Origin of the sequence: Paenisporosarcina macmurdoensis (assembly GCF_042658845.1) — a bacterium.
GTDB lineage: Bacteria > Bacillota > Bacilli > Bacillales_A > Planococcaceae > Paenisporosarcina > Paenisporosarcina macmurdoensis.
Map to the genome: position 1 here is coordinate 105,497 of NZ_JBHSRI010000007.1, position 23,091 is coordinate 128,587.

At 37.9% G+C, this 23,091-nt stretch carries 20 protein-coding genes; 17 read left to right on the forward strand and 3 right to left on the reverse strand.

Annotated features, from left to right (window positions below):
* Positions 1 to 121 precede the first annotated feature (121 nt).
* Positions 122 to 1,234 carry an alanine dehydrogenase gene (ald, locus tag ACFPYN_RS07050; protein WP_377733276.1) on the forward strand — a complete coding sequence of 371 codons (1,113 nt, stop codon included), beginning with the start codon at positions 122 to 124 and terminating at the stop codon, positions 1,232 to 1,234.
* A gap of 159 nt (positions 1,235 to 1,393) precedes the next feature.
* Here the strand turns inward: ald and ACFPYN_RS07055 are convergent, their stop codons facing one another.
* The gene (locus ACFPYN_RS07055; protein ID WP_377733277.1) at positions 1,394 to 2,494 is read right to left on the reverse strand and encodes a M24 family metallopeptidase; all 1,101 of its coding nucleotides are present in this window, start codon (positions 2,492 to 2,494) and stop codon (positions 1,394 to 1,396) included.
* A gap of 104 nt (positions 2,495 to 2,598) precedes the next feature.
* Between ACFPYN_RS07055 and ACFPYN_RS07060 the strand changes: the two genes are divergently transcribed.
* The gene (locus ACFPYN_RS07060) at positions 2,599 to 3,279 is read left to right on the forward strand and encodes a metal-dependent hydrolase (RefSeq protein WP_377733278.1); all 681 of its coding nucleotides are present in this window, start codon (positions 2,599 to 2,601) and stop codon (positions 3,277 to 3,279) included.
* Positions 3,280 to 3,390: 111 nt separating this feature from the next.
* Complete coding sequence (locus ACFPYN_RS07065) at positions 3,391 to 4,698, forward strand: DRTGG domain-containing protein (RefSeq protein ID WP_377733279.1); 1,308 nt, start codon at positions 3,391 to 3,393, stop codon at positions 4,696 to 4,698.
* 135 nt (positions 4,699 to 4,833) lie between these two features.
* Here the strand turns inward: ACFPYN_RS07065 and ACFPYN_RS07070 are convergent, their stop codons facing one another.
* The gene (locus ACFPYN_RS07070) at positions 4,834 to 5,142 is read right to left on the reverse strand and encodes a YtpI family protein (RefSeq protein ID WP_377733280.1); all 309 of its coding nucleotides are present in this window, start codon (positions 5,140 to 5,142) and stop codon (positions 4,834 to 4,836) included.
* A gap of 94 nt (positions 5,143 to 5,236) precedes the next feature.
* On the opposite strand from ACFPYN_RS07070, the gene ACFPYN_RS07075 reads away from it, so the two are divergent.
* The 8 genes from ACFPYN_RS07075 (at position 5,237) to ACFPYN_RS07110 (ending at position 15,206) form a co-directional block, all read left to right on the forward strand.
* The gene (locus ACFPYN_RS07075) at positions 5,237 to 6,172 is read left to right on the forward strand and encodes a DHH family phosphoesterase (protein ID WP_377733281.1); all 936 of its coding nucleotides are present in this window, start codon (positions 5,237 to 5,239) and stop codon (positions 6,170 to 6,172) included.
* A 22-nt stretch (positions 6,173 to 6,194) separates the two neighbouring features.
* Positions 6,195 to 9,275 (forward strand): DNA polymerase III subunit alpha, encoded by a 3,081-nt coding sequence (dnaE, locus tag ACFPYN_RS07080; RefSeq protein ID WP_377733282.1) that lies wholly within the window; start codon positions 6,195 to 6,197, stop codon positions 9,273 to 9,275.
* Positions 9,276 to 9,401: 126 nt separating this feature from the next.
* Positions 9,402 to 10,049, forward strand: coding sequence for a FadR/GntR family transcriptional regulator (locus ACFPYN_RS07085; RefSeq protein WP_377733283.1), 648 nt, complete (start codon positions 9,402 to 9,404; stop codon positions 10,047 to 10,049).
* On the forward strand, positions 10,046 to 10,915 hold the full coding sequence (gene accD / locus ACFPYN_RS07090; RefSeq protein WP_377733284.1) for an acetyl-CoA carboxylase, carboxyltransferase subunit beta: 870 nt from the start codon (positions 10,046 to 10,048) through the stop codon (positions 10,913 to 10,915). The genes ACFPYN_RS07085 and accD overlap by 4 nt, the downstream gene beginning before the upstream one ends.
* Positions 10,908 to 11,861 (forward strand): acetyl-CoA carboxylase carboxyl transferase subunit alpha, encoded by a 954-nt coding sequence (gene accA / locus ACFPYN_RS07095; protein ID WP_377733285.1) that lies wholly within the window; start codon positions 10,908 to 10,910, stop codon positions 11,859 to 11,861. Before accD ends, accA begins: the two co-directional genes overlap by 8 nt.
* A 94-nt stretch (positions 11,862 to 11,955) precedes the next feature.
* Positions 11,956 to 12,915, forward strand: a complete 960-nt coding sequence (pfkA, locus tag ACFPYN_RS07100) for a 6-phosphofructokinase (RefSeq protein ID WP_377733286.1) — start codon at positions 11,956 to 11,958, stop codon at positions 12,913 to 12,915.
* A 19-nt stretch (positions 12,916 to 12,934) separates the two neighbouring features.
* On the forward strand, positions 12,935 to 14,695 hold the full coding sequence (gene pyk / locus ACFPYN_RS07105) for a pyruvate kinase (RefSeq protein ID WP_377733287.1): 1,761 nt from the start codon (positions 12,935 to 12,937) through the stop codon (positions 14,693 to 14,695).
* 127 nt (positions 14,696 to 14,822) lie between these two features.
* Positions 14,823 to 15,206, forward strand: a complete 384-nt coding sequence (locus ACFPYN_RS07110) for an FxsA family protein (RefSeq protein WP_377733288.1) — start codon at positions 14,823 to 14,825, stop codon at positions 15,204 to 15,206.
* Here ACFPYN_RS07110 and ACFPYN_RS07115 read toward each other — a convergent pair.
* Entirely contained in the window at positions 15,193 to 16,152 is a 960-nt protein-coding gene (locus ACFPYN_RS07115; protein ID WP_377733289.1) for an AI-2E family transporter, read from the reverse strand. The two genes, ACFPYN_RS07110 and ACFPYN_RS07115, sit on opposite strands and share 14 nt — an antisense overlap.
* 260 nt (positions 16,153 to 16,412) lie before the next feature.
* Between ACFPYN_RS07115 and citZ the strand changes: the two genes are divergently transcribed.
* The 6 genes from citZ (at position 16,413) to pnpS (ending at position 22,980) form a co-directional block, all read left to right on the forward strand.
* The gene (citZ, locus tag ACFPYN_RS07120) at positions 16,413 to 17,528 is read left to right on the forward strand and encodes a citrate synthase (RefSeq protein ID WP_377733290.1); all 1,116 of its coding nucleotides are present in this window, start codon (positions 16,413 to 16,415) and stop codon (positions 17,526 to 17,528) included.
* Positions 17,529 to 17,663: 135 nt separating this feature from the next.
* On the forward strand, positions 17,664 to 18,932 hold the full coding sequence (gene icd / locus ACFPYN_RS07125) for an NADP-dependent isocitrate dehydrogenase (protein WP_377733291.1): 1,269 nt from the start codon (positions 17,664 to 17,666) through the stop codon (positions 18,930 to 18,932).
* Between the two features lie 101 nt (positions 18,933 to 19,033).
* Positions 19,034 to 19,972, forward strand: coding sequence for a malate dehydrogenase (gene mdh, locus ACFPYN_RS07130; RefSeq protein ID WP_377733292.1), 939 nt, complete (start codon positions 19,034 to 19,036; stop codon positions 19,970 to 19,972).
* 223 nt (positions 19,973 to 20,195) lie between these two features.
* A complete protein-coding gene (locus ACFPYN_RS07135) occupies positions 20,196 to 20,672 on the forward strand; it encodes a MaoC/PaaZ C-terminal domain-containing protein (protein WP_377733293.1) in 477 nt (158 codons plus the stop codon).
* 53 nt (positions 20,673 to 20,725) lie between these two features.
* On the forward strand, positions 20,726 to 21,439 hold the full coding sequence (locus tag ACFPYN_RS07140; protein ID WP_377733294.1) for a response regulator transcription factor: 714 nt from the start codon (positions 20,726 to 20,728) through the stop codon (positions 21,437 to 21,439).
* The gene (gene pnpS, locus ACFPYN_RS07145; protein ID WP_377733295.1) at positions 21,436 to 22,980 is read left to right on the forward strand and encodes a two-component system histidine kinase PnpS; all 1,545 of its coding nucleotides are present in this window, start codon (positions 21,436 to 21,438) and stop codon (positions 22,978 to 22,980) included. The genes ACFPYN_RS07140 and pnpS overlap by 4 nt, the downstream gene beginning before the upstream one ends.
* Positions 22,981 to 23,091 lie beyond the last annotated feature (111 nt).

Below are 23,091 nucleotides of genomic sequence, written 5' to 3' on the forward strand. Positions count from 1 at the left end.
TTGTATGGAAACATTTTTAAAGCCAATTCCTATTATATCTGATAGAATGGATTTGCTTTCATCAATTTATTACTATCATTTTTAAATAACTTTTTTACATAACACACAGGAGGTTTTTTTAATGAAAATTGGCGTACCTAAAGAAATTAAAAACAATGAAAATCGCGTAGCTATGACACCAGCAGGAGTTGTAAACTTATCGGTTTTCGGACATAAAGTACTTATTGAAACTGGAGCGGGTCTAGGTTCAGGTTTCACAGACGAAGCATACAAAACAGCAGGTGCTAAAATTGTTTCGACTAAAGAAGCATGGGCTTCTGATATGGTCATGAAAGTAAAAGAGCCGGTTGCTTCTGAATATGATTACTTCCATGAAGGATTAATCTTGTTCACATACCTACATTTAGCGCCAGAACCAGAATTAACGAAAGCGTTAGTGGATAACAAAGTAGTTGGAATTGCATATGAAACTGTACAACTTCCAAACAACTCATTACCATTATTAACACCAATGAGTGAAGTAGCGGGTCGTATGTCTACTCAAATTGGTGCACAATTCTTAGAAAAAATTCACGGTGGAATGGGTATCTTATTAGGTGGAGTACCAGGAGTTTCTCGTGGTAAAGTTACAATTATTGGTGGCGGTATTGCTGGAACAAACGCAGCTCGTGTTGCAGTTGGAATGGGAGCAGAAGTTACAATCATCGATTTAAGTCCTGATCGTCTTCGTCAATTAGAAGAATTATTCGGCCGCGATGTACAAACATTAATTTCAAATCCATTTAACATTGCAGAATCTGTGAAAGATTCGGATCTTGTTATTGGCGCTGTATTAATTCCTGGAGCGAAAGCACCAAAACTTGTAACTGAAGAAATGATCAAGTCAATGAAACCTGGATCTGTAGTAGTTGATATTGCTATTGACCAAGGTGGGATTTTCGAAAGTTCTGATCGTATTACGACTCACGATAACCCAACATATGTAAAACATGGCGTAGTGCATTACGCAGTAGCAAATATGCCTGGAGCTGTACCACGTACATCAACTATGGCTTTAACAAACGTTACTGTTCCATATGCAGTGCAAATTGCAAACAAAGGATATGCACGAGCTTGTTTAGATAACGGTGCATTACTAAAAGGACTTAACACATTAGACGGACATGTAACGTATCAAGCAGTAGCAGATGCACAAGGACTTCCATACATTTCACCAGAAGAACTTTTAGCATAATTCAAAAACCCTTTTCGCCAAATGGTGAAAAGGGTTTTTTTGATTTGCATACGACGCAATAGGATGTGTGGTGTTCGTCGCAACTATCCAATTTTCTCCTAATTTAAAGAAAGACCTGATTCGCATTTTTCGCGGATCAGGTCTTTCACTTCTATAAAATTATGCGCTTGGAATGATAACCAATTCTTTTGGATACTTCGTTAATACTTCAACGCCATCTTTTGTTACGACAACATCGTCTTCGATGCGAACGCCAGTAATACTTGGATCATAAATCCCAGGTTCAATCGTGAAGACCATGCCTTCGATTAACGCCATTTCATTATTACCTGTCACCGAAGGAAATTCATGTACTGAAATACCAAGACCATGACCTAAACGATGCGTGAAGAATTCACCATATCCAGCTTGTGTAATCACATCACGTGCGATTTTATCTAAATCCATTGCACGGACACCAGGTTTGACGGCATCCACTGCAGCTTGTTCTGCTTTTTTTACAGTTTCATATACATCTTTTTGAGCATCAGAAGGTTCCCCGAATGAAACAGTACGCGTAATATCAGAACAATATCCTTCGTAAATGACACCTAAATCAAATAACACGAAGTCGCCTTTTTGAATTTTGCGATCACCTGGTTTGCCGTGAGGGGAAGCCGTTTTTGGTCCACTCAAAACCATCGTATCAAATGACATATGTGCAATTCCTTTTTTCTTTAGAGCAAGTTCGATAGCAGTCAGAATTTCTAGTTCGGTCTTGCCTTCAGCAATTTCACTAACGCCGACTTCAATCGCATAATCTGCAAACTCAGCAGCTTTACGAAGAATATCTAGTTCACGTTCATCCTTAATTACTCGCATTGAATTTAATTGATCATCTAATCGAGCAAATGAAGCTTGTGGGAATAATTCTTGAAGAGCCTCTAAACGTTCGACAGTCATATGTGATTTTTCTATTGCAAGTTGATTAATCGTAATCCCCTTCGCAACAATTGCTTCTTTTAATAATTGCCAAGGTTGATCTGTATCTTGGTGACCTACAACGTCGAAAGCCCATCCAGCTTCTTTAGCATCCGGCACTTCCATTTTTGGACAAATCATAAGAGGTTCTGCATCTTTAAATATAACAACACCTAGTAAGCGTTCATGAGGGTTACTTCGGAATCCTGAAACGTAAAAAACATTATCCGGAGTTGTAATGAATGCAGCATCTAGATTGTTTTCGCTTAAATATGTTGATAATTGATTAATTTTAGTCATAATAGCTCTCCTTTTTAACTTTCTTCCATTAGCATATCAAAAAACAGGAGATTCGACATTCATAGCGAATAAATATTAGTATGAAGTAAAGGAGGTTGAACTATATGTATGTATCTTTTCATGGACATTCTGTTGTTAAAATCAAAACAGGTGAGTATACAATATTAATCGACCCTTTCATTACAGGGAACGACTTAACCGATTTAGTTGCTGACAATGAGAAGCCAGACGTGATTTTATTAACACATGGTCATAATGATCATGTAGGTGATACAGTTGCTATCGCCAAAGCTAATGATGCACTCGTTGTAGCCCCATTTGAACTCGCTGAATACCTATCTTGGCAAGGAGTAAGAACGCATGCGTTACATATTGGTGGAGCAAGAGAATTCGAATTTGGCAAAGTAAAATTAACACAAGCATTTCATGGATCAGCGTATATAACCGAAGAAAAGGAAATAATCTATACGGGTATGCCAGCAGGAATTTTGTTTACGGCAGAAGGTAAAACCGTCTACCACGCTGGGGATACTTCCTTATTCGGTGATATGAAATTAATTGGAGAAAGAAATCAAATTGATTTAGCTTTCTTGCCAATCGGAGATAATTTCACAATGGGAATTGAGGATGCAGCATATGCAGTGGAATTATTAAATCCTCAAGCAGTTGTACCTGTTCATTACAATACGTTCCCTCCAATTAAACAAAACCCACAGGACTTTAAAGATTTAGTCAAAGATGCGACAGTACACCTACTTAGCCCTGGCGATGGAATCCAATTATAAAAGTTGAATGCATGGAAAGTTACAAGCTTTCCGTGCATTTTTGTGTAATGAAAAATGGCTTGTTTGTGATACACTAACAATAGAACGATTGTTTGGGGAATAGGTGATTAAATGGTTACAAAACACGAACAAATATTGCAATATATTGAGTCTTTGCCTGTTGGAGATAAAATCTCTGTCAGACGAATCGCAAAAGAGCTCCACGTAAGTGAAGGGACAGCATACCGAGCAATTAAAGAGGCTGAAACTCAACGCTATGTGAGCACAATTGAACGAGTGGGGACCATTCGAATTGAAAAGAAAAAGAAAGAAAATATCGAACGTTTAACGTTTGCTGAAGTTGTAAATATTGTGGATGGTCAGGTGTTAGGTGGGAAAAGTGGTTTACATAAAACGTTAACCAAGTTTGTCATCGGAGCTATGCAATTAGAAGATATGATGCGTTATACAGATGCAGGCAGTCTACTCATTGTAGGAAATCGGGCAAAAGCCCATTTTACAGCTCTTAAAGCAGGGGCTGCAGTATTGATTACTGGTGGATTTGAAGCTTCAGAATCTTTGAAAAAAGTGGCAGATGATTTAGAACTACCTATTATTTCAACAAGTTATGACACATTTACAGTTGCGACAATGATTAATCGTGCGATTTACGACCAGCTTATTAAAAAAGAAATCTTATTCATCGAAGATATTTATGTACCTTACCAAGAGACCGATTTTTTGCGTGCCAACGATTTTGTATCAGCGTATCATGAAAAAAATGCACAAACCTTGCATGCAGGCTTTCCTGTAATTGATGCAAACCACAAAGTTGCAGGTATCGTAACAGCAAGAGATGTGATTGGAAAAGAACATAGCGAGTCGATTGAAAAAGTGATGACGAAAAATCCGATAACAGTGACCATGAAAACGAGTGTCGCTACTGCAGGACACCGAATGATTTGGGAAGGCATCGATTTAATGCCGGTTGTGAATGATCACGGTATTTTAGAAGGTGTCATAAGTCGTCAAGACGTTTTAAAAGCTCTACAATTAGCACAACGACAACCACAGCAAGGTGAAACAATTGATGATATCGTCAAAAATCAGATGAAAGTTTTACAAGAAGACGAACTCACAATAGAATTTACGGTTACCCCACAAATGACCAATCAGTTTGGTGCTATTTCGTATGGAGCATTTACCACACTTTTAGCTGAAGTCGGTAATTATGCCCTAAAAAACAAAAAGCGTGGGGATAGTGTAGCTGAAAACATGACCATCTACTTTATAAAGCCTGTACAGATGGATAGTGTTTTGACAGTGCGACCAAATATTCTAGATATGAGTCGGAAGTTTGTGAAAATGGAATTTGATGTGTTTAACGGCAATGTGTTGGTCGGAAAAGCTATGATGATGTTCCAATTATTAGAGAGATAAGAAATGCACTATCTAGCTCACAACCGTCGCTTCTTGCTAAACATATCTAGACATAGCTATTCTAATTTCAAAGTGTATCTCGAAAAACGTAACCTTTCTTATATCGTAAGATAAAAAAAGTGATGCTAAGTAGCATCACTTTTGATTTAAATGAAATTCTTCTTCTACAAATTGGCCATAATGTTTTGCGACTTTGTAATAATAAACCATTGTCAACAATCCTATAACAATTAATACACCTGAAATGACATAAGTTAAAGTTGATGGGAATAAAGTTAATTGGTTAATACCAAAGAAAAATAACAAACTTCCAAGTGCAATTAAAGCACGATTTGCATACCATTTTTTAGCGATAGGCAATTCATTTCGAAATTGTTTCGTTTTAAAGTAAAAATATAAAACAAATGACAAAACTATTAAAACAACAAATAGTGAATTAAACATTGTAAACCTCCTGTAATAAAATGAAACTGTCATTATTGTATCGACATTTGCACTGAATTGCGAATCGTAATTATGAAAGGTGGAAGTAATATTCATGAAGCGTCAAATCATAGACACAATATCTGCATACAAAACAATTATCATTCATCGACATGTTCGACCAGATCCGGACGCATATGGATCTTCAATGGGGTTAAAAGGAATTTTACAAGCGAGCTATCCTGACAAACAAATTTATGTAACAGGTGAGCATGAGGAAACGCTAAGTTTTCTTGACCATCCTGATCAAGTGACGGATGAGCAGTTCGAAGGAGCACTAGTTATTGTTACAGACACAGCTAATACGGAGCGCATAGATGACCAACGGTATAAATCGGGTGCATTCATCATTAAGATTGATCATCATCCAAATGACGATGCATACGGTGACTTGTTATGGGTAAACACGCAGGCAAGTTCAGCGAGCGAAATGATCTATGAATTATTTGAAGAAGGTAAAGCCAACGCCAATTGGAAAATGTCTGATGGGGCAGCTCGAATTCTGTTTGCTGGAATCGTAGGCGATACAGGACGCTTTATGTTTCAAAGTACAAGCAAAAAAACATTTGAAACGGTAGCCGATTTAATTACATATGACTTCGATCGTACAGAACTTTTTAATGGCATGTATGAAGTAGATAGAAATTTATTGCACTTACAAGGGCATATTTATCAACATTTCATTATGGATGAAAATGGAGCAGCTTTTATCAAATTGCCACTCAAAACACTAGAAGAGTTCGGTGTGACGGCAAGTGAAACTTCTCTATTAGTTGGCTCTCTTGGTAATGTCAAAGGAATTAAAGCTTGGATTATGTTCATTGAAGAAGAGGACCAAATTCGTGTTCGACTTCGTTCTAAAGGTCCAATCATTAATGAATTGGCTAAAGAATACAACGGTGGAGGTCATCCTCTTGCATCCGGAGCATCCGTATACTCGTGGGATACTGCAGATGAAGTAATTGCTAAGTTAAAGAAATTATGTCAGTAAGTTGAAAGGAGGGGAAGGAACAATGAATCCAGTTTATCCACAAGTAGGGACATCAGCCGATTTACTGAATAGTACGATTCGCTTGGAAGCATTAATTCCTTTCCTTCAAGAACAACAAGCGACTACGGTAGCCATTACAAATAAACGATTGTATGGTGTTTTGCCATTTTACCAAGCTGTCAAAAAAGCCGGTCTTCATCCAGTGATTGGCTTAACCTGCCAAATTGAAATCAGTGAAGAAAACAATGTTGAAGTACAAATTTATGCAAAATCAAATAGTGGTTATCAAAACTTATTGAAAATTAGTAGTGCACTAGAAGTAAAAGCACTTTCTGCACTGCCGCTCAAGTGGCTGCAAGCCTATAAACAAGATTGTTTAGTAGTGGTTACCACGTCAAATCAAACTTCACTAGAAGCGATGGGACCTATATTGGATGCATTAAAAAATTGCCTCGATTCACATCTTTTAGGTGGTATTGAAAGACCTGACGGAATGGTTGATCGTCATGAGAATGAATTTATTGATTTGTGTAAGAAAAGACAAATTCAATTAATGGCTACTCATCAAGCAAAATATGTATCTGCTAAAGATGCGTTTGCTTATGAAGTGGCACAAGCGATTGCGAATGGTGTGAAATTAAACGATTCACATCGACAGAAGCCTCTTCATGAACATCATTATTTACCTACGCGTGAACAATGGATTGAATGGTTCGCAGATCATCCTGAATGGCTGCAACAGGCAGAGCAAAGTCTCCAAAGTTGTCGTGTTGAACTCGTTACGAACCACCTACATATGCCGAAATTCCCTGTGCCGGAAAATGTCCTTACGAAAGACCTATTACGCGAAAAATGTATCAATGGTCTAGAAACACGTTTAGTAGAATTTAATGAACTGTATAAAGAACGTCTTGAAATGGAGCTCAATGTCATCAATCAAATGGGTTATGCAGATTACTTTTTGATTGTGGCAGACTTTATGGAGTATGCAAAAAACAACCAGATTTTAACGGGTCCTGGTCGTGGATCTTCTGCAAGTTCACTTGTTGCATATTCCTTATTCATTACACATGTAGACCCACTTGAATACGGATTATTGTTTGAGCGTTTCTTAAACCCTGAACGAATTTCTATGCCCGATATTGATATCGATTTTGCAGATCATCGTCGACATGAAGTTATTCAATACGTAGCAAAGAAATACGGCAATTCTCATGTGGCGCAAATCGTAACGTTTGGTACATTATCTGCAAAAGCAGCAGCAAGAGATGTGGCTCGCGTATTCGGATTTGATAGCTCTGTTCTTGACATGATATCAAAACAACTGCCAAATAAACCTGGCATTTCCTTCGAAGAAGCAGTTAATAGCTCTCACAACTTAAAAAAATGGATTGAACTTGATTCAATGCATCAAAAATGGTTTGACATTGTGAAAGAGCTTGAAGGATTACCTAGGAATGCCTCAACACATGCTGCAGGAGTTGTCTTATCTCCAGTTCCATTAGTGGACCTGTTACCGATTGAAGAAGGACAAGACGGTATTTATTTAACCCAGTGGCCGATGAAAGAAGTTGAGCAAAGCGGTTTACTGAAGATGGACTTTCTAGGATTACGAAATTTAACAATTCTTGAGAGAATCCGCACGATGATTTGGTTTGATCAAAATAAGTGGCTAGATTTTGAGAAAATCCCTCTTCACGATAAAGAAACATTTAAACTTCTTCAACAAGGTGACACAACAGGGGTATTTCAATTAGAATCAGACGGAATGAGACAAGCGTTACGTGATATTAAACCAACTCATTTTCTTGATATCGTGGCAGTTAATGCCTTGTATCGACCTGGTCCGATGGATAATATTCCAACCTATAAACGTCGAAAGCATCATGAAGAAAAAACAGTATATGTACATCCCATGCTCGAACCCATCTTAAAAGAAACGTACGGCGTTATTGTATACCAAGAACAAATCATGCAAATTTCTTCGAAAATGGCTGGTTTTTCTTTCGGGGAATCTGATATTTTAAGACGTGCCGTAAGTAAGAAGAATCGACAAGTTCTAGACGAGCAACGCCAACACTTCGTTGAACGTGCACAACGCAATGAATTTACGAAAGAAGAAGCAAATGAAGTATATGATTTAATCGTTCGTTTTGCTGATTATGGCTTTCCCAAAAGTCATGCAGTTGCATACAGTTTAATTTCCTATCAAATGGCGTATTTAAAAGTCCAGTATCCTGCCTATTTTTATGCATCTTTATTAACTGCTGCAATGGGTAATCAAGAAAAAATCATGCGTTTAATACAAGAAGTAAAAAACCATAATATTTCCCTCTTGCCTCCTTCCATACACAAAAGCAGTTTAACATTTCGTGTAGAAAACGGAGCCATCCGCTTTGGGTTATCTGCAGTGAAAGGGGTTTCCAATGTCTTTTTAAGAGCGTTAATGGAAAACCGCAAACATCAAAAGCCAGTATGGCAAGATGTTTTTGAGTTAGCAGCGAGTTTATCTGCGGAACAATTCTCTCGAAAACAAGTTGAACCGTTAATAAAGGCAGGAGCACTCGATGGTTTTGGGCAGGATCGAGCAACTTTATTGGCTACTCTTGATGCAGCCGTTCAATATGCAGAATTAGTACGACCGAATGTGGAGCACGATTTATTTGATGGAGATGTTCTTTCTTTTGGTAAGCCGAAGTATGTGAAAAATACGGAGATGCCAGAAATGATAAAACTTCAATTCGAACGAGAAATTTTAGGGTTGTATATGTCTAATCACCCTGTGGAACGATGGAAAAAGGAATTACAGATTCAGACAACCTCAATTCAAGACATTAAAAATAAGAGTAATGGGCAAGCCGTTGTCATTATTGGCATGATTGAAGAGATTCGTAGGATTCGTACTAAAAAAGGAGAGTCGATGGCATTTGTTACCGTACAGGATGAAACTTCGGATGTTTCATGTACATTATTTCCTAAGGACTATGCGCATCACAATCTACTCATTAAAGAGCAAAATGTCATCTCAATTGATGGTATTGTCGAATGGAGACAAGGAAGACCACAAATCATTGTCAAAAATATGAAAGCCTTGTCGAAGTAACAACCCAACAAATATTTTGTTGGGTTGTTTTTAATTTTTCATTGCATGATAAGCGATTTTTTTGTATGATAGGTGATATTGAGTGGTCAGACCACTTTGAAAAAAATGGAAGTTCGAGGGATGTAAATGACCAATCAAACGACTAAAATGTATTTACAGATCGTTCGTGAACTTCGTCTTCTTATTCAAAAGGAAAATATTCGGCCAGGTGGTAAACTTCCATCTGAACGTGAATTAGCGGAGAGACTCCAAGTAGGTAGATCCTCCGTTCGAGAAGCACTGCGCAGCTTAGAGCTATTAGGCTTAATTGAAACTAGACGTGGCGAGGGTACGTTCTTAACGGATTTTCGTAAACATAAATTAGTGGAAGTATTATCTACTTTTATTTTGCAGGACACAAAAACGGTGGAAGATGTTCATATAACACGCGAGATACACGAAAAAGAAGCCATCCGTATTGTTGTGGGATCCACAAAATTAAATCAACTACCTGTTTGGGGTAGTTTACTTTTGCAATTACAAGAAGAAGGAACCATTGTTAGAGAAGATTTAATTCGTGAAATTCTGATTTCAAGCAATAATCGATTGGCATTAAAAATGTGGTTTTTACTAAAGCAATATGGAGATGAACCTTTTCAAGGTAATTCGGAAATTGAAGAAAACCATCATATACAACAGCTCTTAATGGCTATAATCGATGGAGAAATTGAACAAGCTATTCGCTCATATACTGGCTGGATAGCTTGGTTATCACAAGGGAGAGATATTACATGATTCGAGATATATTTTCAAGAAACCGTAAAAGTAAATATACGACGATTCCTAACAATGCGTCGAAAACAGATGTTCCTGAAGGCATCATGACAAAATGTCCAGAATGTAAACATATTGGCTTAACTAAAGACTTAATGAAAAATAAAAAAGTTTGTCCAGGTTGCGAGCATCATTACAAAATGACGGCAAATGAACGAGTGGCCATCTTCCTTGATGAAGATTCTTTTGCTTCAATGGATGATCATTTACAAACCGTCAATCCGCTTAACTTCCCAGGCTATACAGATAAAATTAAATTGGATAGTGCAAAAACCGGATTAAATGAAGCGGTATTGACTGGTACAGGATTACTGGATGGACGTAAGGTCGTCGTGGCTATTATGGACGCTCACTTCCGTATGGGGTCAATGGGGTCCGTAGTGGGTGAGAAAATCACACGTGGTGTGGAAGAAGCAACAAAGCAAGGTGTACCATTCATTATCTACACAGCTAGTGGTGGGGCTCGAATGCAAGAAGGTGTTCTGTCGTTAATGCAAATGGCTAAAACGAGTGTTGCGCTTAAACGACACAGTGAAAAAGGTCATCTGTTTATTTCTATTTTGACGCATCCGACAACGGGTGGTGTATCTGCAAGTTTTGCTTCTATTGGAGATATCAATTTAGCAGAACCCAAAGCATTGATTGGTTTTGCAGGTCGACGTGTTATTGAACAAACAGTTAGAGAAAAACTTCCAGAAGATTTTCAAACAGCTGAGTTTTTATTAGCACATGGTCAACTTGATGCAGTCGTTCATCGTTGTAAAATGAAAGAAACGGTTTCGACACTTGTCAAACTTCATTCGAAAGGAGATCAAACAAATGGTTAAAACACTTCCTTTTGAAGAACCAGTCGTTCAACTACGCGATAAAATTAGTGAACTAAAAGACTTTACTTCAAACGCAGAGGTCGATTTATCGACTGAAATTCAACATTTAGAAGATCGACTTGAAAAACTAGAGAATGATATATATATCAATATGCAACCGTGGGACCGCGTTCAAGTCGCGAGACATCCAGAACGCCCGACAACACTAGATTACATTAGCGCCATTTTCACTGACTTCATCGAACTTCACGGAGATCGATCTTATGGAGACGACGCTGCCATAGTTGGGGGCATCGCGGCATTAAACGGATTACCGATTACGATTATCGGTCATCAACGTGGAAAAGACACGAAAGAAAATATCCGACGTAATTTCGGTATGCCACATCCAGAAGGCTATCGAAAAGCACTACGATTGATGAAACAAGCTGAAAAATTTGGCCGTCCAATTATTTGTTTTATCGATACGAAGGGTGCTTACCCAGGGAAAGCAGCTGAAGAACGAGGACAAAGTGAAGCAATTGCACGTAATCTTTTTGAAATGGCCGGTTTAAAAGTACCTGTTATTAGTGTGGTTATTGGAGAAGGTGGAAGTGGTGGGGCGTTAGCATTAGGAGTTGCCAACCACATTCATATGCTAGAAAACTCAACTTACTCTGTCATTTCGCCTGAAGGGGCTGCATCAATATTATGGAAAGATCCAGCACTTGCCAAACAAGCTGCTGAAGCAATGAAAATCACAGCGCCAGATTTAAAACAAATGGGCATTGTGGATGAAATAATACAAGAAACTACTGGTGGAGCTCACCGAGACGCAAAACAACAAGCAATCTTCTTAAAAGAAGCATTGGAACGCTCACTAAATTCACTAAGCAAACTAAGTGAAGATGAATTGGTTGATGATCGTTATAATAAATTTAAAGCAATCGGTGAATTCACAGAATGAGGATGCGATAGTCGCATCCTTTTTTTTTTTACTAACAATGAGTATTCAAAAGTGGTAATGTGTTTATATGATTAGGTTAAGGAGGGACACTCAAATGAAAAGAATCGGTGTTTTAACAAGTGGTGGAGATGCGCCGGGTATGAATGCAGCTGTGCGTGCAGTAGTCAGAAAAGCAATCTATCACGACCTAGAAGTAATGGGTATTTATAATGGCTATCAAGGCTTGATAGATGGAAAAATTGAACAACTTGATTTAGGCTCAGTTGGAGATATCATTCAACGGGGTGGTACTAAGTTATATTCAGCAAGATGTCTTGAATTTAAGACGGAAGAAGGGCAATTAAAAGCCATTGAACAAATGAAAAAACATGGTATTGAAGGCTTAGTAGTGATTGGTGGAGATGGATCTTACCGTGGAGCAATGGCTTTAACTGCTAAAGGTTTTCCATGCATCGGTGTACCAGGCACAATTGACAATGATATTCCGGGCACTGATTATACGATTGGTTTTGATACAGCACTAAATACGGTGATTGATGCAATTGATAAAATCAGAGACACCGCTACTTCTCATGAACGCACATTTATCATCGAAGTAATGGGACGCGATGCGGGTGATTTGGCTTTATGGGCAGGTTTAGCTGGTGGAGCAGAAACGATTGTCATTCCTGAGGAACCGTTCGATTTACCCGATATATTAGCTCGACTTCGCAGTGGTCATGAACGTGGGAAAAAACATAGCATTATTATTGTCTCTGAAGGCGTAATGAATGCCAATGAGTTCTCGAAATTATTAAAAGATCATGCCAATATTGAAACGAAGGTTTCCGTCCTAGGACATATTCAACGCGGGGGTTCGCCAACCGGTCGTGACCGTGTTTTAGCTAGTCTTTTTGGAGCTCGAGCAGTTGAGATGTTGATGGAAGGTCAAGGAGGACTTGCCATTGGCATGCGCAATCATCAAGTGGTAGACTATTCTATGACAGAAGCTTTCGATGGAAAGCATATTGCGGATTTATCTATGTATAAACTATCAAAAGAATTAGCCATTTAGCGTTAGAGAGGATATAAAAATGAGAAAAACAAAAATCGTATGTACAATTGGTCCAGCAAGTGAATCTCCAGAAATGTTAGAACAATTAATTGAAGCAGGAATGAATGTTGCGCGCTTAAACTTTTCCCACGGAAATCATGAAGAGCATGGGATACGTATTAAACGTATTCGTGAAGCTTCTAAAAAAACAGGGAAAATCGTTGGTATTCTTTTAGATACTAAGGGCCCTGAAATTCGTACTCATCAAATGGAAAATGATGCGATAGAGTTAGTATCCGGTCAAGCTTTAGCTATTTCGATGACTGAAGTTTTAGGGACGAATGAGATGTTCTCCATTTCATATGGTCAATTAATTGAAGATGTTCGTGAAGGATCTGTTATTTTATTAGATGATGGATTGATTGAACTTCGAGTATCTAGTGTAGATCAAGCAGCAGGTTTGATTCATACAGTAGTATACAATGCGGGCACATTGAAAAATAAAAAAGGGGTTAATGTACCTGGTGTTTCTGTACAACTCCCGGGAATTACTGAAAAAGATGCACAAGACATTTTATTCGGCATTGAACAAGATGTGGATTTTGTTGCAGCTTCATTTGTTCGTCGTGCAAAAGATGTGATGGAAATTCGTGAATTGCTTGAAAAGAATAATGGCGGACATATTCAAATCATCCCGAAAATTGAGAACCAAGAAGGTGTCGATAATATTGATGCCATCATTATGGTATCTGACGGATTGATGGTAGCTCGTGGAGACTTAGGGGTAGAAATACCAGCAGAAGAAGTTCCTTTAGTTCAAAAAAGTTTAATCAGCAAATGTAACGAAGCTGGAAAACCAGTAATAACTGCAACTCAAATGTTAGATTCCATGCAACGCAATCCACGCCCTACACGTGCAGAAGCGAGTGATGTCGCAAATGCAATCTTTGATGGGACAGATGCAATTATGTTGTCTGGTGAAACAGCAGCAGGTATGTACCCAGTCGAGTCTGTTATAACGATGGTCAAAATCTCAGTTCGCACAGAAGATGCACTTGACTACAGAGCGATTGTCTCTGCGAAAAGTAAGAGTAAAGAAGTTACAATGACAGATGCGATCGGTCAAGCAGTCGCACATACGTCGATTAATCTAAGAGCCAAAGCAATTATTGCGCCTACTGAAAGTGGTCACACAGCTAAAATGATTTCGAAATATCGACAAGGTGCTCCAATCATTGCTGTTACTTCTACTGAAAGACCATCACGTAAACTAACATTAGTTTGGGGCGTTTATCCGATTGTTGGATCTAAAGTGGGTTCTACGGATGAAATATTAGAGCTTTCGGTTGAAGAAAGTTTAAAACATAACTATGTAAAACATGGTGATTTAGTCATTATTACTGCAGGTGTGCCAGTTGGAGAAGCGGGTACAACGAACTTAATGAAAGTTCATATGATTGGTGATATTGCAGCTAAAGGACAAGGCATCGGGAAAATGGTTGCCTTTGGACGCACAGTTGTTGCTAATAATGCAGAAGAGCTAAATAACATTGATACAACTGGTGCTATAATTGTTACGATTGGTTCTGATCGTGAAATGATGCCTGCCATTAACAAATGTGCTGGACTCATCACTGAAGAAGGCGGACTAACTAGTCACGCTGCTGTCGTGGGATTAAGTCTTGGCATACCAGTAATTGTTGGTGTGAAAAATGCAACTATTCTAATTGAAAATGGTCAAGATGTCACGATGGATGCTGAATCCGGTGTGATCTATCAAGGCCATGCAAGTGTTTTATAAAAAGCTTCACTTATAGAGGTTGTTTAAAGAGTCTCTATTAGGCTATTTTGCTAATTTTTGAACACGATTAAATACAAAATGCCTCAACGCAGCAGTGTTGAGGCCATTTTTTCAGGAGATGACGGAGATGAAATGGTTAGCATTAATCTTTATCGTTGTTCCTGTCCTCGAAATTGGTATTTTATTATGGTCTGGGAATACATTTGGATTGTTACCGACCATCTTAATCATTCTGGGAACAGGAATTTTAGGTGCATTTTTAGCGAAAAAACAGGGCTTAAAAGCGATACGTGATGTCCAAATTCAGATGAAAAATTTCGAAGCACCTGGGGATGCCATGGTCAATGCATTGTTTATCTTTGCAGGAGGATTATTATTGTTATCACCAGGCTTTGTAACGGATTTATTTGGTTTCTTGTTTTTGTTTTCACCAACAAGACAGCTATTTAAGCCGATAGTTTATAACTGGATTCGTTCAAAAATGAAAAAAGGGCAAATCATTGTGATGTAAACCACTTATGTTGTCTGAAATGGACAGCTGCAAGTAATAGAAATGGGCTAAGTAATATCCCAGGAACTCCAAACAGTAATAATGAACAAGCGCTAATGAAAAATACATGCACTGCACGAATATGCATGGTATTTGCCCATAAAAACGACTCGAATAGTTGTCTAGTTAATAAGATAAATGCATACAGAAGAATGATGATAATCCCGAGGGTTGTTTGCTTCGTTAACACGAAAAAAACAGCCATCGGGATTAAAATTATGCCTGTCCCTAAAAAAGGCAATGCATCAGCAAAAGAAATTAAAAACGCTAATCCGATCGGTGAAGAAAATTTAAGGGCATAAAAACCTATGCACAGTTGCAAGAAGGTCATCAAAAACAACAAAACTTCTACTTTCGTAAACTTTTCAAAAAGATCCGTTGCTTTTAAAAATAAGGGCTTTATAGTCTTACGCATATTGGATGGGATATAAATGAAAAACCAAGTGCGCGATTTTAAAGACTCTTGCAATGCGAAAAAGAGGGCAACTAAAAATACGAAGGTTTCTATGAATTGAGCTGGTAGGTGCTGAATGAATAAAGTGATTCTTCTAAGTAAGCTTTCACTCACCATAGACAATGCATCAATGACAGATTGCCAATTTACCCTATTTGTTCTCAGGAGTAATTGTAATTCTTCTAAATGGAATCGTAATGGATATATTAATTCAAAAAGTTCTTTTACGACCATTGTAGCCCCCAGTATGAGGGATGCTAACAAGGTGATCTCAAATAACAAAACAGTTATCCATCTAGGTAATCGGGTTGCTTTATGTAACCTATAGACAATCGGATGCAAAAAATACGCTAGTAGTATGGCGATGGTAACAGGGTAAATCAGCCATGTAAGAATTAGGATAACAGCTACAGGGACCCATTTCTTTAGAAAAATCGCTACGTTTTCATGCACTTTTCTACCTCCATAATGATGTTTTTTAGTCCTTATGCTGTTTATATCGTTTAGACAGAATATTTCTGCTTTGCGACAAAATATCATGTTTTTTGTGAAAGTTTTTAAAAATCGAGCGTTTTCATTCACAATTAAGTCAAAATTGATTATAATGACATAGTAAGCGTTTAATTAAAAGGGTTCATATGAGCAGATGAGCCATCATTCTGCGTTTTTTTTTGTGATATGATGAATTTCAAACAGAAGAAGGAGCGATATACATGACATCATCTAAAGGTCTAGAAGGAGTAGTAGCTACTCAATCAGCTATAAGTTCAATCATTGATGACACACTTACATACGTTGGCTATGATATTGATGACTTAGCAGATCATGCAAGTTTTGAAGAAGTAATATACTTGCTATGGCATCAACGTCTTCCAAAGGCAGCTGAATTAGCTGAACTAAAACAACAATTAGCAGATAACATGGCAGTACCTCAAGAAATATTAAATCATTTCAAAACATATCCAATTGAAAAAGTTCACCCGATGACTGCACTTCGCACAGCGGTATCTATGCTTGGATTGTATGATGAAAAAGCAGAAGATATGTCTGTAGAAGCGAACTACATGAAGGCGATTCAACTTCAAGCAAAAATGTCAACTTTAGTAACAGCATTTGCTCGTGTTCGAAAAGGACAAGAACCTATCGCACCGAAAAAAGATTTAAGCTTTGCAGCAAACTTCTTATACATGCTTAGTGGTGAAATTCCTGAAGCGATTGAAGAAGAAGCTTTCAACAAAGCATTAGTACTACACGCTGACCATGAATTAAATGCGTCAACATTTACAGCGCGCGTATGTGTAGCAACATTGTCAGATGTTTATTCTGGTGTCGTTGCAGCACTTGGGGCTCTTAAAGGTCCACTTCACGGTGGAGCAAACGAGCAAGTAATGAAAATGTTAACGGAAATTGGATCAGTTGAAAACGTTGATTCTTACATCAATGAAAAATTAGCAAACAAAGAAAAAATCATGGGCTTTGGTCACCGTGTTTACCGTAAAGGTGATCCACGTGCAAAACATCTTCGTGAAATGTCTCAAAAATTAACAAAAATTCGCGGAGAAGAAAAATGGTACGAAATGTCAATTAAAATTGATGAAATCGTAACAGGACAAAAAAATCTTCCACCAAACGTTGATTTTTACTCAGCATCTGTCTACCATTCTTTAAATATTGATCATGATTTATTTACACCAATCTTTGCAGTATCACGTGTTTCAGGCTGGTTAGCTCACATCTTAGAACAATATTCTAATAACCGTCTAATCCGTCCACGTGCTGAATATATCGGACCTGGTATGCAAAAATATGTACCAGTTAACGAGCGTTAATTTTTTAAATCAAACATAAGTAGGGCTGGACTTTCTATCATTGTTTGTTCAAGAAGAGCTAGAAATAGACTTTTGATTGAACTACATTGATAAAAGTACATGCCCTATGATTATGCCTATAGGAGGAAATTACACATGACAAACGGCGGCAAAATTACAGTTGAAAACGGTGCTCTTAACGTACCAAATAATCCAATCATTCCTTTCATCGAAGGCGACGGTATCGGACCAGACATCTGGGCTGCATCTGCACGCGTTCTAGAAGCTTCAGTTGAAAAAGCTTACAACGGTGAGAAATCTATCGTTTGGAAAGAAGTTTTAGCTGGTCAAAAAGCATTCGATCAAACTGGTGAATGGTTACCAAAAGAAACTTTAGATGTAATTCGTGAATATTTAATCGCAATTAAAGGACCTCTTACTACGCCAGTTGGCGGCGGTATTCGTTCATTAAACGTTGCACTACGTCAAGAATTAGATTTATACACATGTGTTCGTCCGGTTCGTTACTTTGATGGTGTTCCTTCACCAGTAAAACGTCCTGAAGATACAGATATGGTTATTTTCCGTGAAAACACTGAAGATATTTATGCTGGTATCGAGTTCGCTGCAGGCAGTGATGAAGTGAAAAAAATCATCGCATTCTTACAAAATGAAATGGGTACTAAAAACATTCGTTTCCCTGAAACTTCTGGTATCGGGATCAAACCTATTTCGGAAGAAGGAACTAAACGTTTAGTACGCGCTTCTCTTAACTACATTATTAAAGAAGGTCGCGAGTCATTAACTATCGTTCATAAAGGGAACATTATGAAGTTCACTGAAGGAGCTTTCAAAACTTGGGCTTATGAAGTTGCGGAACAAGAATTCGCTGAACAAACATTCACTTGGAACCAATATGATCAAATTAAAGCGGATCAAGGATCAGAAGCTGCAGATAAAGCACAAGCTGATGCTTTAGCGTCTGGTAAAATTTTAGTAAAAGATTCGATTGCTGATATCTTCTTACAACAAATTTTAACTCGTCCAAGCGAATTTGATGTGGTTGCTACAATGAACTTGAACGGTGACTATATTTCTGATGCACTTGCTGCTCAAGTTGGTGGTATCGGTATTGCTCCTGGAGCAAATATTAACTATTTAACTGGACATGCTATTTTTGAAGCTACTCACGGTACTGCTCCTAAATACGCTGGTTTAGATAAAGTTAACCCTTCATCTGTCATTCTTTCAGGTGTCTTAATGCTTGAACATCTTGGTTGGACAGAAGCAGCTAAATTAGTAATGGACTCTATGGAGAAAACTATTTCTTCTAAAGTTGTAACTTACGATTTCGCTCGTTTAATGGACGGCGCTACTGAAGTGAAATGTTCAGAGTTCGCTAACGAACTAATTAAAAATCTGTAAAACAAGTAAAAGTGTCTGATGTCATTCAAGATAGACATGATTTGGTTTTTAAAAAGAGGGGTTAAACCCTCTTTACATAAGAACAAAGGGAGAGTTTTCTGATGACAATGAAACGTAAAAAGATTTCAGTAATCGGTTCTGGTTTTACAGGTGCGACAACAGCATTCTTACTAGCTCAAAAAGAATTAGGAGACGTTGTTTTAGTCGATATCCCACAAATGGAAAATCCAGCAAAAGGGAAAGCACTAGATATGTTAGAAGCAGCTCCTGTACAGGGGTTTGATGCAAACATTACTGGTACTTCTAACTATGAAGATACGAAAGACTCCGACATCGTAATCATCACAGCTGGTATTGCTCGTAAACCTGGTATGAGCCGTGACGATTTGGTTCAAACAAACCAAAAAGTTATGAAAATTGTTACAGCTGAAATCATTAAACATTCTCCGAATACAATCATCCTTGTATTAACAAATCCAGTTGATGCAATGTCTTACACTGTTTATAAAGAATCTGGTTTCCCGAAAGAGCGCGTAATTGGCCAATCGGGTGTACTTGATTCAGCACGTTTCCGTACATTTGTAGCACAAGAATTAAACTTGTCTGTTAAAGACATCACTGGTTTCGTTCTTGGTGGCCACGGTGACGATATGGTTCCTTTAGTACGTTACTCATACGCAGGTGGAATTCCTTTGGAAACATTAATTTCAAAAGAACGCTTAGCTGAAATTGTTGAGCGCACACGTAAAGGTGGAGCGGAAATAGTGAACCTTTTAGGTAACGGTTCAGCTTACTATGCACCTGCTGCTTCTTTAGTCGAAATGGCTGAAGCTATACTTAAAGATCAACGTCGTGTTTTGCCTACAATCGCTTACCTTGAAGGCGAATATGGTTTAGAAGGAATTTATCTTGGTGTTCCTACAATTTTAGGTGCTGGCGGGATTGAAAAAATCTTCGAACTTGATTTAACTGAAGCTGAAAAAGCTGAGTTAGACAAATCAGCAGAATCAGTCCGCAACGTCTTGAAAATTTTAGCTTAAGATTCGAAAGCTATAAACGCTACATCCATGTACTCCTACAACTGAGGTTACTCGAAGTAAAAATGCAGTGCTAATAAATTTCGCATCGCACGTTATGTAGGATCAAGTGGAAAGCGTTTATCGCTTGAAATAGTTTTTAGAAAATCGAGCAGGAAATCCCTGCTCGATTTTTTTTGTACTTATTGATACTATGAAGGTAGAACATGAACAGGGGGGACATCTGATGCTACTCGGAAAGAAACGTAAACTAGGCCGAAAAGTCGAAGATATGTCAGTGGGAGAAAAGTTGAAACTGACTGAGAAAATCGAAGATAAGGATTTACTTTTATATTTAGGATTAACGAATGATGGCAACCCATTGTATATTCAACATGATTTTGCTTCGCAAACTGTCTATGAAAAACCAATTGTTCCGGCTATTATGCTTACTGGTATCGTAACCTCAGCCATTTCAAAATACTTACCAGGACCTGGTTCACATATTGTTGAACAGCATTTGAAATTCCCAAAACCTGTGTATCACTACGCAACTATTGATTTCCTACTACAAGTTATTTCTGTAGATGTTGAAAAGAACTTGGTAGAAATAGAAGTACTTGCAACGAACGAAGCTGGTGAAAGTGTGATCGAAGGGAAAATCACATCAACTCCGCCTCGTTTAGAAAATCACCTAACATCTCAATCAATGGATAATTTCTAATTAGCTCATTCGGTTTAAGATGGGGGTTTTAAATCGATTGTGGAGGCAAAAACATGACAAAGAAAATTCTCGTAGTGGATGATGAAAGCTCAATCGTAACATTACTTCAATATAACTTGGAGCAAGCTGGTTTCAGTGTTGTAACAGCTAGCGACGGGCTCGAAGGTTACAATGCTGTTATAGAAGAAAAACCTGATCTCATTGTCCTCGACTTAATGCTTCCTAAAATGGATGGTATGGAAGTTTGTAAAGCATTGCGTCAAGAGAAAATCAATACACCGATCATTATGCTGACTGCGAAAGACGATGAGTTTGATAAAGTGTTAGGACTTGAATTAGGTGCGGACGACTATATGACGAAACCATTTAGTCCTAGAGAAGTGACGGCACGTATTAAAGCTGTACTAAGAAGATCTACAGTAGCAATCGAAGAGGCACCTCTAAAAGCACAAGATCAGTCTTTTGAATTTGGTTCATTACGTGTTTATCCAGATCGTTTTGAAGTGTTTTTCCGAGATGAAGCGCTAGACTTTACACCGAAAGAATTTGAATTACTTGTCTACTTAATGGAAAATAAAAATCGTGTCCTTACACGAGATCAGCTATTAAGTGCCGTTTGGAACTATGATTTTGCAGGAGATACACGAATTGTCGATGTTCACATTAGTCATTTAAGAGACAAAATTGAAGATAATAGTCGCAAACCGATCTTCATTAAAACAATTCGAGGTCTAGGGTACAAATTTGAGGAGCCAAAAGTGGTATGAAATCACTTCAAGGAAAATTAGTCATGGCCTTTACGTTATTAGTGGGTTCGATTTTAGCTGGCTTAGGCATTATTTTAAGTCAGCTTTTTCCTGTCTATGTGGAAGAATCAGTGCGTTCAAATGCTGTTGGAAAAATTGATGAAATCTCGTTGATTGTCGAGCAATCAAATATCACCTTAACTGGTGATCAAAAGGATGAGATTACAGACGTCCTGTCTAATGACCGTTCAGGTAGTGATTTTTATGACATACGACAACAACTATGGAAAGTATTATTGATTGTGTTACTAAGTGCTTTTGCCATTACAATCATGCTTTCGTATCGACTGACAAAGCGCTATGCACAACCGATTGATAACGTGACGGAAGTCGCCATAGAACTCGCTAAAGGCAATTTCAGAGCGCGAGCGTATGAAGATGATTCATCAACAACTGCTCAACTAAGTACTTCAATTAATGTACTTGCTCGAAATTTACAAGAATTATTTAAAGTTCGTGAAATGGAAAAGGAACGCTTAAAAACGCTCATTGAAAATATGGGTAGTGCATTAATGATGATTGACCGAGATGGTCAGATTAGCATAGTAAATAAGCCATTTGTAGACCAATTTGATTTTAGTGCGGAAGAAGTGCAAAACCAATTATTTAAAAGCGTAGGGTTACCTGAAGAACTTAAAAAGTTCATTGACTATGTCTTTTTAATGGAATCCTCTTCCCGTAAGCAATTAACCCTTGAAATTCAACAAGAACTGCATCATATGGAAGTTTACGGTGCACCAGTCATTGGGGAACATGGACGATGGTTGGGCGTAGTAATTGTCATGCATGATATTTCAGATTTGGTACGACTTGAACAAATTCGAAAAGATTTTGTAGCGAATGTGTCTCATGAACTCCGTACGCCTATCACATCAATTAAAGGGTTCTCTGAAACACTGATTGATGGAGCTATGAAAGATGAGAAGACCTTGCTAAGCTTTTTAGAAATTATCTATAAAGAAAGCAATCGATTACAAATGTTAATTGAAGATTTACTCGAACTTTCGAAAATTGAGCAACATGGTTTTTCTGTAGCGTTCTCTAAAACGAATTTGCGCGAAGTCATGTTACGTGCTGCTGAAATGACAAGTCCAAGATTAGATGGCAAAAATATGATGTTTGTTTCCAATATGGAGCGCGATGTAGTGGTTGATGGAGACATGAACCGTTTAATTCAGGTAGTCATGAATTTATTAACAAACGCTATCACTTATTCTCCAGAAAACACATCTGTCCATTTGTCCCTTCATGAGAGCGATACACATGGTATCATCATTATTCGCGATGAAGGAATAGGGATGGATAAAAAAGAGATTCCTCGAATATTTGAACGTTTTTACCGTATTGACCGTGCGAGAAGTCGAAATTCTGGTGGTACTGGTCTTGGTCTTGCAATAGTAAAGCATTTAATTGATGCACATAATGGACGAATTTTTGTTGAAAGTGAGCCAGGAATAGGAACACAATTTAAAATCTTGATTCCTAAAAAACAAGCAACTTAACATGTTCTTTACATGTCCTTCATAGTAGGTTCATAGTGCTTTGTTAAGATACTAATGAAACCCCCTTAAACCGCATGAAATGAAAAAAGAGTTCTCATATGAGGACTCTTT